13 protein-coding genes are annotated in these 14,604 nt (G+C 66.2%); 7 read left to right on the forward strand and 6 right to left on the reverse strand.

Annotated features, from left to right (window positions below; all coding sequences use genetic code 11):
• Positions 1 to 181: 181 nt before the first annotated feature.
• Positions 182 to 967, forward strand: a complete 786-nt coding sequence (locus KGR00_RS09900) for an SIMPL domain-containing protein (protein WP_224416945.1) — start codon at positions 182 to 184, stop codon at positions 965 to 967.
• Between the two features lie 39 nt (positions 968 to 1,006).
• On the opposite strand, the gene serS is transcribed toward KGR00_RS09900, so the two are convergent.
• On the reverse strand, positions 1,007 to 2,287 hold the full coding sequence (serS, locus tag KGR00_RS09905) for a serine--tRNA ligase (protein WP_224416944.1): 1,281 nt from the start codon (positions 2,285 to 2,287) through the stop codon (positions 1,007 to 1,009).
• Positions 2,288 to 2,569: 282 nt separating this feature from the next.
• Between serS and KGR00_RS09910 the strand changes: the two genes are divergently transcribed.
• The 6 genes from KGR00_RS09910 (at position 2,570) to KGR00_RS09935 (ending at position 10,334) form a co-directional block, all read left to right on the forward strand.
• On the forward strand, positions 2,570 to 3,568 hold the full coding sequence (locus KGR00_RS09910) for a TRAP transporter substrate-binding protein (RefSeq protein ID WP_224416943.1): 999 nt from the start codon (positions 2,570 to 2,572) through the stop codon (positions 3,566 to 3,568).
• A 50-nt stretch (positions 3,569 to 3,618) separates the two neighbouring features.
• A complete protein-coding gene (locus KGR00_RS09915) occupies positions 3,619 to 4,119 on the forward strand; it encodes a TRAP transporter small permease (RefSeq protein WP_129142024.1) in 501 nt (166 codons plus the stop codon).
• Positions 4,112 to 5,392, forward strand: a complete 1,281-nt coding sequence (locus KGR00_RS09920) for a TRAP transporter large permease (protein WP_129142025.1) — start codon at positions 4,112 to 4,114, stop codon at positions 5,390 to 5,392. Before KGR00_RS09915 ends, KGR00_RS09920 begins: the two co-directional genes overlap by 8 nt.
• Positions 5,389 to 6,120, forward strand: a complete 732-nt coding sequence (locus KGR00_RS09925) for a FadR/GntR family transcriptional regulator (RefSeq protein WP_224416942.1) — start codon at positions 5,389 to 5,391, stop codon at positions 6,118 to 6,120. The genes KGR00_RS09920 and KGR00_RS09925 overlap by 4 nt, the downstream gene beginning before the upstream one ends.
• A 10-nt stretch (positions 6,121 to 6,130) precedes the next feature.
• Complete coding sequence (locus tag KGR00_RS09930; protein ID WP_224416941.1) at positions 6,131 to 7,012, forward strand: amidohydrolase family protein; 882 nt, start codon at positions 6,131 to 6,133, stop codon at positions 7,010 to 7,012.
• Positions 7,013 to 7,133: 121 nt separating this feature from the next.
• Positions 7,134 to 10,334: an FAD-binding and (Fe-S)-binding domain-containing protein gene (locus KGR00_RS09935; protein WP_224416940.1), complete on the forward strand. Its 3,201-nt coding sequence runs from the start codon at positions 7,134 to 7,136 to the stop codon at positions 10,332 to 10,334.
• Positions 10,335 to 10,510: 176 nt separating this feature from the next.
• Here the strand turns inward: KGR00_RS09935 and KGR00_RS09940 are convergent, their stop codons facing one another.
• The 5 genes from KGR00_RS09940 to KGR00_RS09960 all read right to left on the reverse strand — a co-directional run bounded on the left by KGR00_RS09940 (position 10,511) and on the right by KGR00_RS09960 (position 14,575).
• Complete coding sequence (locus tag KGR00_RS09940) at positions 10,511 to 11,284, reverse strand: hypothetical protein (protein ID WP_224416939.1); 774 nt, start codon at positions 11,282 to 11,284, stop codon at positions 10,511 to 10,513.
• Between the two features lie 13 nt (positions 11,285 to 11,297).
• Complete coding sequence (locus KGR00_RS09945; RefSeq protein ID WP_224416938.1) at positions 11,298 to 12,047, reverse strand: DUF4336 domain-containing protein; 750 nt, start codon at positions 12,045 to 12,047, stop codon at positions 11,298 to 11,300.
• A gap of 282 nt (positions 12,048 to 12,329) precedes the next feature.
• Positions 12,330 to 13,574, reverse strand: a complete 1,245-nt coding sequence (locus KGR00_RS09950; protein ID WP_224416937.1) for an aspartate aminotransferase family protein — start codon at positions 13,572 to 13,574, stop codon at positions 12,330 to 12,332.
• Complete coding sequence (locus KGR00_RS09955; RefSeq protein ID WP_224416936.1) at positions 13,571 to 13,801, reverse strand: cytoplasmic protein; 231 nt, start codon at positions 13,799 to 13,801, stop codon at positions 13,571 to 13,573. Before KGR00_RS09955 ends, KGR00_RS09950 begins: the two co-directional genes overlap by 4 nt.
• A gap of 18 nt (positions 13,802 to 13,819) precedes the next feature.
• Positions 13,820 to 14,575, reverse strand: a complete 756-nt coding sequence (locus KGR00_RS09960; RefSeq protein ID WP_224416935.1) for a glutamine amidotransferase — start codon at positions 14,573 to 14,575, stop codon at positions 13,820 to 13,822.
• Between the last annotated feature and the right edge of the window lie 29 nt (positions 14,576 to 14,604).

Here is a 14,604-nt window from a genome sequence, read left to right on the forward strand (position 1 = left end):
GGCCAGCAGCAGGCAAGGCCCGGGCCCGATTCGTGAAAGAAACGTGCAACGCCGGAGCCGCCGGGAACCGTCGGCGTTTCCCGGGCTCCCATCAGGATACCGTGCCGCGGCGCTAACCCGACGATCGCCTCGGCCCCGGTCGGCGCGGTGTTCGGCCGCTCTTTTCCAGACAGGAGGTCTCATGTTGTCAGCCATCCCTCGCCGCTCGCTGTCGCGAGCCATGATCTTCGCCGGCCTGATGGGCGCCAGTCTGCTCGCCCAGGCCCAGCCCGACACGCCCCCCAACCGGCTCAGCGTCCAGGCCCAGGCAACGCTGGCCGTGGCCCCGGACATCGCCACCTTGAACGCACGGCTCTGGGAGCGCACCCCCGCGGTGGCCGAGAGCGACGCCCGGCATGCCGATCCCGAGGCGCTGGCCAAGGCCAGGGAGCGGCTGGAATCACGCACCGCCGAACTGATCCGCACGCTGGAGAAACAGGGTATCGACGACGGAGCGATCAACGCGGGCTCGCTGGTGGTCCGCCCCGACAGCGTCCAGCGTCGCGACGGCGATGGCCCTGGGGAAACCCTGGTGCGCACGCAACTGGAACGCCCGATCAGCCTGCGCATCGACGACCTCTCGCGGCTGCCGGCGATCCTCGACGCCCTGACCCGAGCCGGCGTCGATGCCCTGGACGGCGTGAGCTACGACCTGGCCGATCGCGACGCCGCCACCGACCAGGCCCTCGAGGACGCCCTCGAGAAGGCCCGTCACAAGGCCCAGTTGATGGCCCGGACGCTGGGCGTCGAACTCGGTGAGGTGCTGCAGGTCGACGAGACCGGCGTGCCCCGCTACACCCCGCAGATGATGAGCCTGCGTGCCGACGGCGCCGAGCGCAAGACGACCGCCGAATACCGCCCCGGCGAGATCGAACTCGATGCCGGAGTGTCGGTGGTGTGGTCGATCGAGAGCGCCGAAACACCGTAGCCGCAAGCCCCGGCGATCGACGCCGGGGCCGGGTGACCCTCAATCGACGTTGATCACCTCGAGGCCGCCCAGATAACCGCGCAGGGCCTCGGGCACGCGAATCGAACCGTCCGCCTGCTGGTAGTTCTCGAGCACCGCCAGCAGGCAGCGCCCCACCGCCAGCCCCGACCCGTTCAGGGTGTGCAGCAGTTGCGGCTTCTTCTGCTCCGGGCGCCGGAAGCGCGCCTGCATGCGGCGTGCCTGGAAGTCCTCGCAGTTGGAGACCGAGGAGATCTCGCGATAGGTCTCCTGGCTGGGCAGCCAGACTTCGAGATCGTAGGTCTTGGCGGCACCGAAGCCCATGTCGCCGGCACACAGCGTGACCACCCGATACGGCAGTTCCAGCGCCTGGAGAATCGCCTCGGCGTGGCCGCGCATCTCCTCGAGCGCCTGATAGCTGGTCTCGGGATCGACCATCTGGACCATCTCGACCTTGTCGAACTGATGCTGGCGGATCATCCCGCGCGTGTCCTTGCCATAGGCGCCGGCCTCGCTACGGAAACACGGCGTATGCGCCGTCAGCCGCACCGGCAGCTCGCGAGCCTCGAAGATGTGGTCGCGGGCAAAATTGGTCAGCGGCACCTCGGCGGTGGGGATCAGGTAATACTCGTTGTCGCCCTCGAGGCGAAAGAGATCCTCGCCGAACTTGGGCAACTGGCCGGTGCCGGTCAAGGAGTCGCGATTGACGATGTAGGGGACGTAGCACTCCTCGTAGCCATGCTCGAGGGTCTGCTTGTCGAGCATGAACTGGGCCAGCGCCCGGTGCAGCCGCGCGATGGGGCCGCGCATCACCGCGAAGCGCGAGCCGGTCAGCTTGGCGGCCATCTCGAAGTCCAGATAACCATGCTTGGCGCCGAGATCGACATGGTCGCGCACCGCGAAGTCGAAGGTGCGCGGCGTGCCCCAGCGGTGCAGCTCGACGTTGTCGGCCTCGTCGTCGCCCGGCGGCACGCTCTCGTGGGGCAGGTTGGGCAGCCCGGCCAGCAGCGCCTCGAGTTCACCGCTGACCTCGGCCAGCCTGGCCTTGGCGGCATCCAGCCGCTCGCCCATGTCGCTGACCTCGTCGAGCAGCGGCTGGATGTCCTCGCCCGCCGCCTTGGCCTTGCCGATCGCCTTGGAGCGCACGTTGCGTTCGTTCTGCAACCGTTCGGTCTCGGTCTGGAGGTCGCGCCGCTGGCCTTCCAGCGACTCGAACCGCGCGGTGTCCAGCGTGAAGCCGCGGGTGGCCAAACGTTGCGCCACGTGGGCGAGCTCACTGCGAAGCAGCCTGGGATCGAGCATAAGAGCCTTTCCATTGACAAATAGCGATGGGAACGGCCGTCGCCCGCGGACAGCAGCGCGGCGGACGGCGAGGCCAGCCATTGTAAAGAATTCGCCGGACGCGAGCCACGCGCCCACTCGCTTATCGGGCTGAATCGATGAACCTTCCTGCCGATAGCACGTATGTCTAGCCGGTTCATGGCCTATCGTCTATGATCGGTCTGACAAAAAGGCCCATAAGGCCTTATTCGAACGAATTCGTAAGACAAATTCAGCCCTCTCCTCTTTCACAAAGGCATCACGATGACCCCGACCGCAAAGCGATCCCTGTTCTCCGGCCTGATCATGGCCGGCACCCTGGCCATCACCAGTCAGGCGCTGGCCGCCACCACCATCCGCCTGGGCTGGACGACCGCCGACAGCGACGTCGACCCCTACGCGATCACCGCGCACTACTTCGCCGAAGAGCTGGACAAGGCCGCCCCCGACGAATTCGAGGTCAAGTTCTTCCCCAACCACCAGCTCGGCGATGACACGGAAATGCTGCAGGGGATGCAACTGGGCATTCTCGACGCCGGCGTGATCACCGGCACGCAGATCAGCACTCTGGACACGGCCTTCCAGCTCAACGACCTGCCCTTCCTCTACGCCAACAGCGAACAGGCCCACGAAGTGCTCGACGGCGAGATCGGCCAGGCGCTGATGGACCGCCTGGACGCCCAGGGCATCGTCGGGCTGGGCTTCGCCGAAGCCGGCTTCCGGAACACCATCAACAACGTGCGTGCCATCCAGACTCCCGACGACTTCGACGGCATCAAGCTGCGCGTCCAGCCCAGTGACCTGTACATCGCCAGCTTCCGGGCGCTGGGTGCCAATCCCACGCCGCTGGCCTGGAGCGAGGCCTTCACTGCCGTACAGCAGGGCACCGTCGACGGCCTGGAAATCCCCTTGCCGGTGATTTATGCCAACAAGTATCCCGAAGTCACCAAGTATCTCTCGTTGACGCAGCACACCTACAACGCCCTGGGGCTGTTGATCTCCAAGCAGACCTTCAAGAGCCTCTCCGCCGACCAGCAGGCGACCGTCCGCCAGGCCGCGCAGAAGGCGATCGCCCGCCAGCGCGAGACGGTGGCCAGCAACAACGACAAGATCCTGGATCAGATCGAGAACCAGGGCATGCAGGTCAACCGGGTCGAGAACGTCGCCGCCTTCCGCGACAAGGTCAAGCCGGTGTACGAGGAGTATCGCGACAAGATCGGCAGTGACCTGCTCGATCGCGCCCTGCAGATCACGACTCAGTAATCCCTCGAGGCCCGGCCTGGCGCCGGGCCTTCCTGCGTGGACTCCCCGTCATGTACCGCTATCTCGACGACGCCAGTCGGCTGTTGGCCAGGGCGACCCGATACCTGGGCGCCATCACGGCATCGATCATGATTCTCACCCTGCTGCTGGGCGTCTTCTATCGCTACGTGCTGCAGGACTCCCTGGCCTGGTCCGATGAGGTCGCCCTGCTGGCCGCCTCCTGGACGGTCTTCCTGTTCGCCAGCGAGCTGGTGCGGCGCTTCGAGCACGTGCGCGTCACCCTCCTGCTCGGCTGGCTTCCCGGTCGTCTCGCGGGGCTGCTGGAGCGCCTGAACGTGCTGCTGGTGCTGCTCTTCGGCATGGCCATGCTCTGGACGGGCTATGGCTTCATGGAGTTCACCCTGGGCCAGGTCTCGCCGGCGATCCGTTATCCGTTGTGGCTCAGGAACGCGGCGCTGCCGGTCAGCGGCCTGCTGATCAGTTTCCACGCCGCCGTGCTGCTGCTACGCCCCCACTCGCTGAACGACTTGAGGACACCGCAACATGGGTGAAACGGGACTCGTGCTCACGCTGGGCCTGTTCGGCCTGCTCGCCCTTGGCGCGCCCATCGCCATCGCCCTGGGCCTGCTGACCCTGGTGGGCATCTGGATGGCGGATCTCAACCCGCTGATCGCGGCCCAGCGTTTCATCGCGGGCAGCAGCTCGACGGCACTGCTGGCCATCCCGGGCTTCATCTTCGCCGGTGAGCTGATGGGCGCCGGCGGTCTATCGCGGCGCCTGGTGAAAGTCGCATCGGCCTTCGTGGGCCATCTTCCCGGCGGCCTGTCGATCTCCACCGTCGGCGCGGGGACCTTCTTCGGCGCGATTTCCGGTTCGGCGCCGGCAACCACGGCGGCGATCGGCTCGATCATGATCGACGAGCTGGAAACCCGGGGCTACAAGCGGGGCTATGCCGCCGCCCTGGCCACCGCCGTCGGCCCCCTGGGCCAGATGATTCCGCCATCCATTCCCATGGTGATCTGGGGCGTGCTCTCCGAGGAATCGATCTCCCAGCTGTTCCTCGCCGGCGTGATCCCGGGTCTTCTCGCGGCTGCCGGCTTCTGCGTGATCAGCGTCCTCTACGCCAGGCGCCAGGGGATCCAGGGCCAGCCACGCGCCTCCGGTCGCGAGATCGTCGACGCCCTGCGCGACGGCATCTGGGCACTGATCGCGCCCGTGGTGATCCTGGGGGGCATCTACGGCGGGATCTTCACGCCCACCGAGGCGGCGATGGTCGGGGCGCTCTACAGCGCCATCATCGGGGTGTTCGTGCATCGTGACCTGCAGTTGCGGCAACTGCCCGGCCTGCTGATCGGCGCCATGCGCACCACCGCGGTGATCATGTTCATCATCGTCACGGCATCCGGTTTCGCCTGGGTGATCGCCAGCGAACAACTGCCGACCCGGATCACCGAGCTGATCCTGGGGCTGACCAGCAATCCGATCCTCCTGCTGCTGTTCATCAACCTGCTGCTGCTGGCGCTGGGCGCCGTAATGGACAATATTTCCGCCATGGTCATCATGAGCGGCGTTCTCATCGGACTCGGCACGCAGATCGGCCTGGACCCCATCCAGCTCGGCGCCATGGTGGTGATCAACTTCGCCGTCGGCATGGTCACGCCACCGCTGGGCTATTCGATCTTCGTCGCCTCCTCGGTGAGCGGCATGAGCATCGAGCGCATCGCCAGGCACTTGCTGCCCTTCCTGGCGGTGCTGCTGATCGTCGTGGGTTTGATCGCCTACGTGCCGGCCGTGACGCTATGGCTGCCCGGGCTGGCCCAATGACGCACGCACGAAAACCGGCCCCGACCGCCGCGCGGCGCGGTCAACGCCTGTCGGCCACGATCGTCGCCACGCTCGAGCGGGAAATCCGCGAGGGCCACTATCCGCTGGGCTCCCGGTTCCCCACCGAGGCCAAGCTCATGGCCCGCTTCGGCAGCAGCCGCGCGGTGATCCGCGAGACGATCGCCGAGCTGCGACAGGCGAACCTGGTGGTCACCCAGCAGGGCAGCGGCACCTATGTCGCCTCGGTGCTACCCGAACGCTCGGTGTTTGCGATGACGGCGGACGCCGTCGACCAGCAGGAACTGCGCTACATCTACCAGATGCGCCGCGAGATCGAGGCCGGCGCGGCGGCGCTCGCCGCGACCCACGCCACACCGAAAGATCGCGACGCGATCGCCGGGGCCCTGGCGCGGCTGGCGGAAAGCCTGCAACACGGCGATCCCGGCGACGCCCACGACCTGGCGCTTCACCAGGCCATCGCGCAGGCCACCGGAAATCACTACTTCTCTGATTTCATTGATTTTTGTTATAACCGAATGTCGACGGCAATCAGCACGGCCCGGCACAATTCGGCCCGTGATGCCACCCTCGAGCAGATCGCCCAGGCCGAACACCACAACATCGTCGACAGTATTCTCAACCGGGAGCCCGAGGATGCCCGCGCCGCCATGCGCCTGCACCTGACCAACGCCATGCGCCGCCTCGGCCTGCAGTCTCCCACCGGATAGATCCGTGACCATGCACAGACCCGACATACCCGGCCCCAACCCGGCCCCCCGAACACCGCACCAGGCCTTGCCCGCCGGTGCCTGCGATTGCCATGCCCACCTGTTCGGCCCGGCGACCCGCTACCCCTACCACCCCGACCGCGGCTATACGCCACCGGACGCCAGCGCCGAGGCGTATCAGCGGTTATTGACCACCCTGGGCTTCGAGCGCGCGGTACTGGTGCAACCGAGCGTCTACGGGACCGACAACCGGCGGCTGCTCGACGCCCTGCGCGAGGCCCGGGAGGCCGGTCTCGAACGACGCGGCATCGCCGTCGTCGACGCCTCGGTGACGGATGCCCAACTGCGGGACATGCACGACCTCGGCGTGCGCGGCATCCGCGTCAACCTGCTGTTCCCGGGCGGCGTGGATTTCCGTGCGATCCGGGCACTCGGCGAACGTATCGCCGAACTCGGCTGGCACGTCCAGTGCCTCGTCGACGTTTCGACGGTCGGCGATCTGCGGGCCATCCTCGAGCCGCTGCCGGTCCCCCGGGTCATCGATCACATGGGCCACGTGCCCACGCCCAAGGGCATCGGCGACCCCGGCTTCGAGAGCCTGCTGTCACTGCTCGCCGAGGGCAGGACCTGGGTCAAGCTCTCGGGTCCCGATCGGGTAACGGCGCTGGGCGCTGCCGCCCCGCCCTACAGCGACGTGGATCCCTTCCTGCAGGCCCTGGTGGCGACCAATCCCGAGCGCTGCGTCTTCGGCACCGACTGGCCGCACGTCAAACTGCCCGGCACCATGCCCGACGACGGCGACCTGGTGGACGAGCTGCTGCGTCTGGTTCCCGACACCGCCACGCGCGACAGGATACTCGTGCACAACCCCGCCAGGCTCTATGGCTTCTAGGCTCTGTACGCAAACGGCCTGCGCGCGCCGACTTTCGTATAACCCCTGGCCATCGTCCGTGGCAGGAACATGAGACCCCCGGGTTCCGGGTCTTGTATTGGCACACCATGTTGGAGGCTCCATGATCGAGCGCCTTACGCCCGCTGAAGCCGGGGAGGCCCGCTACAGCCACTTCCTGCAGGCCCTCGCCGAGGCGGGATTCGCCGGCGACATCGCCCCGGATTACGCCAACCGCACGGTACTGGCCACCGACAACTCGATCTACCAGCGCCTGCCCCAGGCGGTGCTCTACCCGCGCGATGCCGACGACCTGGAGCGCATCGCCCGCCTGGCGAGCCAGACCGACTTTCAGGATATCGTGCTCGCCCCCCGCGGCGGCGGCACCGGCACCAACGGCCAGTCGCTCACCGACGGCCTGGTGGTCGACGTTTCCCGGTACATGAACCGCATCCTCGAGATCGATGTCGAGAACCGTCGGGTGCGCGTCCAGGCCGGGGTGGTCAAGGATCAGCTCAATGCCGCGCTGGCCCCCCACGGGCTGTTCTTCGCCCCGGAGCTGTCCACCTCCAATCGCGCCACCATCGGCGGGATGATCGCCACCGACGCCAGCGGCCAGGGCAGCTGCGAGTACGGCAAGACCCGCGATCACGTGCTCGAACTCGACACGGTGCTGCTCGGCGGCGAGCACTTCACCAGCCGGCCGGTCGACGACGCCGAACTCGACACGCTGTGCGCCCGCGAGGGCGTCGTCGGCGATATTCACCGCACCGCGCGCGAGATCATCGATACCCAGCGCGAGCGCATCGCCGCCGTCTTCCCGCCGCTCAACCGCTGCCTGACCGGTTACGATCTGGCGCACCTGCGCACCGCCGACGGGCGCTTCGACCTCAACAGCGTGCTGTGCGGCGCGGAGGGCTCGCTGGGCTTGCTCGCCGAGGCGACCCTCAACGTGCTGCCGATCCCCAGGCACTCGACGCTGGTCAACGTGCGCTACGCCGGCTTCATGGACGCGCTGCGCGATGCCAAGGCGCTGATGGGGGGCGATGCGACCGACGGCGAGCCGGCGATACCCCGACCCACCTCGATCGAGACCATCGATGACAGCGTGCTGCTGCTGGCGATGGAGGACTTCGTCTGGGACAGCGTCGCCGAGTTCTTCCCCGACAACGCGCCCACCGGCGACGGCGAGACCGCCACGGCCGCGCACGCCGGCCAGGCCACGGCAACGCGCGGCATCAACCTGGTCGAATTCAACGACGACGATCCCGAACGCCTCGCCGCACGGGTCGCCGCCTTCTGTCGCCACCTGGAGAGCGATCAGCGGGTCGACCGGCTGGGCTACACCCTGGCCGAGGGCCGCGGCCAGATCGGCCGGGTGTATGCCATGCGCAAGCGCGCGGTGGGCCTGCTGGGCAACGTCAAGGGCGAGAAGCGGCCGATTCCCTTCGTCGAGGATACCGCGGTGCCGCCGGAGCACCTCGCCGATTACATCGCCGAGTTCCGCGCCCTGCTCGACGCCCACGGCCTCAAGTACGGGATGTTCGGCCACGTCGATGCCGGCGTGCTGCACGTGCGTCCGGCGATCGACATGAAGGATCCCGACCAGGCGACGCTGATCCGCACGCTGTCCGACGCGGTCGCCGCGCTGACGAAGCAGTACCACGGCCTGCTGTGGGGCGAACACGGCAAGGGCGTGCGTTCGGAATACGCCCCCCGGTTCTTCGGGGAGCTCTACCCCAGTCTGCAGCGTCTCAAGGCGGCCTTCGACCCGCGCAATCAGCTCAATCCGGGCAAGATCGCCACCCCGGCCCGAGCCGACGAGACGCAACCGGCACGGACTGGCGATCCGATTGCCGTGCAGTCGGCCGATCCGGGCCTTTTGACCATCGACGGCGTGCCGACCCGCGGCGAACTCGACCGTCAGATCGACGAGCGCGTCTGGCAGGCCCACGCCAGTGCGGTGTACTGCAACGGTAACGGCGCCTGCTACAACTACGACCCGAAGGACGCCATGTGCCCGTCGTGGAAGGCGACTCGACAGCGCATTCACTCGCCCAAGGGGCGCGCCAGCCTGATGCGCGAATGGCTGCGCCTGCAGGGCCGGGCCGGTGGCGACGTGCTCGAAGCATCGCGCCAGCAGCGGGCCGAGGGCACCTGGGGCTTCGTTCGCCGCCTGCCACAGCGAGTGCGCAACACCCTGGCCAAGCGTCGCGGCGAAGCCGATTTCTCCCATCAGGTCTACGACGCCATGGCCGGCTGCCTGGCGTGCAAGTCGTGCGCCGGCCAGTGTCCGGTCAAGGTCGACGTGCCGGACTTCCGCTCGCGCTTCCTCGAGGTCTATCACGGCCGCTATCTGCGCCCGCCCCGCGACTACCTGATCGGCGGGCTGGAATTCTTCGTGCCCTATCTCAAGCCGGTGGCCCCGCTCTACAATGCCCTGCTCGGCAACCGGCTGGTCGACCGCCTGCTCGCCGGGCCGATCGGCATGGTCGACAGCCCGCGGCTGTCGCGGGCGAGCCTGACCAAGCAGCTCGAGGCCTGGGGCATCGCCGAGGCCACGCCGACCACGCTGGGGCTGCTCAGCGACGCCCATAAGGCGCGCAGCGTGATCCTGGTGCAAGATGCCTTTACCAGCCACTTCGAGGCGAAACTGGTGATGGACATCGTCGAGCTGCTCACGCGCCTGGACATCCGGGTGTTCGTCGCCCCCTTCGGGCCCAACGGCAAGCCGCTCAATGTCCAGGGCTTCCTCGGCGCCTTCCAGCGCACCGCCACGAAGCAGGCCCGGCGCCTGTCGGCGCTGGCCGAGACCGGCGTGCCGCTGGTCGGTGTCGACCCGGCGATGACGCTCACCTACCGTCAGGAGTACGTCAAGGCGCTGGGCGCCGAGGCGGTGCCCGAGGTGCTGCTGCTTCAGGAGTGGCTGGTCTCGCTGGGCCCGCGGCTGCTGCCCGCCGGCGTGAGTCTCGACGACCCCGGCTTCCGGCTGCTCGCGCACTGCACCGAGAAGACCACCGCCCCCGGCAGCCCCAAGGCCTGGCAACAGGTGTTCGCCAACGCCGGGCTGGACCTCGAACTGCTCGCCAGCGGCTGCTGCGGGATGTCCGGCACCTACGGTCACGAGGCCCGCAACCGCGCGACCTCCGAGGCGATCTACGACCTCTCCTGGCGCGAGCCAGTCGAGGATCCGGCCAACGCCGGACGCCTGCTGGCCACCGGCTACTCCTGCCGCAGCCAGGCCAGGCGCCTGTCGGACACCGCGCTGGCCCACCCGCTGCAGGGGTTGCTGGCCGCGCTCAAGCGCAGCCAGAAGGGCGTCTGAAAGCGCCTTATAATGGGACCAAACACTTGGTCCCATTATTCAACGCTCATTTTCCGCCAGCCAGCGCCTCTACACTGCGCCAAGTACCAGCAATATCTCGGGATGTCGCCGAATATGCCACAGCGTATGTAGCAGTTCGGCGACGACCCGACCCCCTTCTTCGTGGCACAAAATACCTAATCCGTGCGGTATCCAACCTCGATATGTGTCTTGCCCGACAATCGATAGATCGAGACGTGTTCGTGCAACGGCAGTGCCTTCATCCAATGGCGAAAGTCGGATGGTGTCACGTCATCCGGCATCCCCTTGGCAAAAGTGACGTCGTCCGCCGCCGTCCTGTACAACGTGAACCCGTCCAACCGGTTCCGATAGAAGGCCACGACGTCTTCGACAGTATCTGAGGTCGTCATCATGACGACGGGTACCGCTTCCTCCCCTAGCGGCTCACTGTCGATTCCGGGAATGCCGCTCGCATCCTGGTGATGCGCCGTCAGCTCATGATCCGGATATAACGGGAGGGTCACCGCGTCCCGCGTCGCTTTGGCGTCCTGGGCCATGGCGGCCTTGGCGTCCTCGAGTCCACGCACCGCTTCCTCGGTGGAAGGCGGGGCATGCGCTACGCCCTCGACTTGGGACCGGCACGACTGCAACTTGGCCTCTGTTACGCCGGTACGCTGTCGGGTCTGGCGAGCGATGCAATCGCCGAAGGCGGCCATGGGCTCTTGCTCTGCTGGCGCGAAGTGCTCCGAACAGGCTTTCACCACCTCCTCCGCGAGGCGTTCACACCGGGACGTCTCGACGCCCAGGCAGGAGGCCATTCCCCCCGCCGAACAGGACTGTGCCAACTGTTCCCTGACCCGCTCGAGCCCTTGCTCGCGGTCGACCGAATGAGCGGGCATCGACGTGATCATTCCAAGCGTCAGAAGCGACGCGTATCTGCTCAGCATCATGATTCAACGCTCCTTATCGATGCTCATCACCCAATGCCTGGGGAGGTTCTGGCGACAGCCACGAGAACGTCCGCTCCAGGAAGGCGCGGCCATGGCCCCGTTGCCAAGCACCATGGGCCATGATGACGTTCTCGGGGTCGTAGGCGAGCAGGCGCTGGATGGCCGCTCGCGCAGCGCGCCGGCGGATGGTGGACAACCGAACCTCGAGTGGGGCCTTCGGCGCCGCCTCGGTGATGCTCCACAGGCGGGCAATGAACCGCTGCCATGGCGCCCAGCGGCGTACCAGGAATTCACGGCTCAAGGCCTCACTCAAATCGGCCAACAGGACGGTACGCGACGGCCGATGGAAGAACATCATCTCGTCGAGCAAGGGGGAACCGCGAAACATGACGTGGTCGAGAGTGCCTTGCCAGGCATCCGGTGGCGTGTCTTCCAGAACGCCATCGAAGCGCAGATCCCGGCGCTTCCGGACCGTCGATGGCAAGCCCCACAATCGAGCCGCCGGAAACGCCGCCCGCCAATCCGCCAGGCCTAGATGATGAAGCTTATTGGGGCTGATTAGATGTGCCACGGGCCCTATCCCTGACACCTCGGTCATCAGTGCGTCGTCCAAGGGAATGGGCGACCACACCCATAAGGCGCCATTCGGCAGGCGAACGATCACACTGCGGGTGGGATAGGGAAAACCATAGAAACTGACGACGGGCCCTTCCGCTATCCAGATATCGGCAGCGACCCGTTCCAGCCGGGAAGGTTGAGACATCTCTTCCTCACGATCCACAAGTGTGGTGCAGAAATGTGGGCCTCGCTGGAAACCATTCCGTATCGGCAACTCCCGCCGCATGGCCTCCATGAGAGACACCGCTGACACGAAGAACGCGACCTAACGACACGAGCTGGATTGCGCCACTGTCGCGAACTCGCATGGCAATTTCTTATCCATCGGATGAATGCCCGATCCCTTCGCGCCGGATCGACAGGCCTTCCGAGCTAACGCCAAGGGAGGGGTTACCCTGCCCCTGAATCGGGGCAGGCCGCCCCTGGGCTACGCCGGCGCTACGCGCAGAAAGCCACGCACCAGGCGCACGACACGACCCGCGATGTCATCGATCTCGGCCTGCGTGCAAATCAGCGCCGGCAGCAGCCGAATGGTTTTATCCCGTGTGACGCTGATCAACAACCGCTGATCCGTCAATGCCTGGGTGACCAACTCCATGCAGGAGCGATCCAGCTCGATGCCCACCATCAAACCATGCCCCCGAATGGCGACGACGGCCGGTTGATCGGCCAAGCCTTCCTGCAGTGCCTCAAGCAGCCGCCGGCCCATTGCTGCCGCATGAGGTAACAGCCGTTCACGCTCGATGATATCGAGCACTGCACAGCCCACCCGGCATGCCAAGGGGTTGCCGCCGAACGTCGAGCCATGGTTGCCCGGCATGAACAGCTCTGACGCTTGGCCCTGCGCCAGACATGCCCCAATGGGAACGCCATTGCCCAACCCTTTCGCCACGGTCACGACATCCGGCAGCACATCCGCATGCTGATAGCCGAACCAGGCACCGGTACGGCCAAGCCCCGCCTGGACCTCGTCCATCATGAGCAGCCAGTCGTTCTCCTGGCACAGCCGCCGTAGGTCGCGAAGATATTCCATCGAAGCGCCCCGTACGCCCCCTTCGCCCTGCACGGACTCGAGTAGAATCGCCACGATGCCGCAGGTCTCTTGCGCAGCCTGTTGCAGCGCCTCGATGTCGTCATATGGCACGCGCACGAACCCTGGCACCAGGGGCGCGAAGCCCCGCTGCACCGCAGGGTTGCCGGTTGCGGCCAAGGTTGCGAGGGTGCGGCCATGGAAGCTGTTCTCCATGACCAGCACCTTGGGTGACACCACTCCTCTGCAGTGTCCATGCAAGCGCGCCAGCTTCAGCGCCGTCTCGTTGGCTTCGGCACCCGAGTTGCAGAAGAAAGCACGCTGCATGCCGGAGAGCGCGCACAAGCGTTGCCCCAGGAGTTCCTGCCACTCGATGCTGTAGAGATTGGACGTATGTATCAGACGGCTGGCCTGATCGGCGATGGCTTCAGCAATTTCCGGATGCGCATGCCCCAGGTTCGTGACGGCAACCCCGGCGATTGCATCCAGGTACGCTTCTCCTTCAGCATCCCAGAGGTAGGCTCCCTTCCCCTGTTCGAAGACGACGGGCTCGCGTGCATAGGCCGGCATCAGGTAGGGCGAAGGCTCAGCCTCCTGTCGTGAGTCATCACACGTCACGTCGGGGTCTAGGATCGAGTTCATGATAAGGTCCTGAAGATAGGTTCCCTGCCGATGACGCGCATGCCATCGGGTCCCGTTTCCAACCAGCGCCGTTCATCCTCGGCAGCCAGTAGCGCCAGTTCGATACTCTCGCCACCGGCAAGCAACTCGGCGATCTCCTGGACCACGGCAAATGCGCCGGGCACATCCGTATCGAAATGCCCCAGCAGGCGACCGTGCCGCCGAACGACGAGGCGATACATCGACATGATCAAAGCTCCTCCTTCTTAGCGAGCCGGGGCATGAGCCACGGCCTCACCGGTATCCGCAGCAAAGGAGATGTCTTCCTCTACCAGGCCATCCAGCCACGCCGAGAAAACCGTCCGCGACGACGTCTTCAGCCGCTCGTCCAACTGCTTTGCCTCATTGCGCAGCGTGCGCGGGTCGATGCCGACTCCTTCCAGTTCGCAAGCGTGCCCCACCAGCCAGCACTCGATCCCGTTCACGTCGGCTTCCAGGTGGAATTGCAGCCCCAGAACGTTGCGCCCGATCGAGAAGGCCTGATTGTGGCCGATGACGGTGCTGGCTAGCCGGGCCGCGCCCTCCGGGATTTCGAACTGGTCACCGTGCCAATGCAGCACCGGCATTTCGCCGAGCGGAGCCAGCACGGAGTCCTCGCCCTCGGGTGTCAGTGTGAGAGGGGTAAAACCGATCTCCTTGACGCCCAGGGGCGACACCGTCGCCCCGCCTGCACGCGCGATCAATTGGGCTCCCAGGCAGATGCCGAGCAAAGGCCTACCCGAAGCCAAGCGCTGGCGCACGACGTTCAGCTCCCGCTCGAGGAAGGGGTAACGCGCGTCATCGCTGGCTCCAATGGGACCGCCCAGCACGATGAGCAGATCGGCCTGTCGCACCTCGGGATCGTCGAGGTCGTCCAGGCCGGGGTCGAGATACGTCACCGCATAACCACGCTCGAGCAGCACGGGCTCCAGGGTGCCGAGATCCTCGAAGTGGATGTGACGGAGTGCTAATGCTGTCTTCATAGTGAATATTCTTAGCCGTGAATGAAAAA

This window comes from Modicisalibacter sp. MOD 31.J, assembly GCF_020147985.1.
GTDB classification, from domain to species: domain Bacteria; phylum Pseudomonadota; class Gammaproteobacteria; order Pseudomonadales; family Halomonadaceae; genus Modicisalibacter; species Modicisalibacter coralii.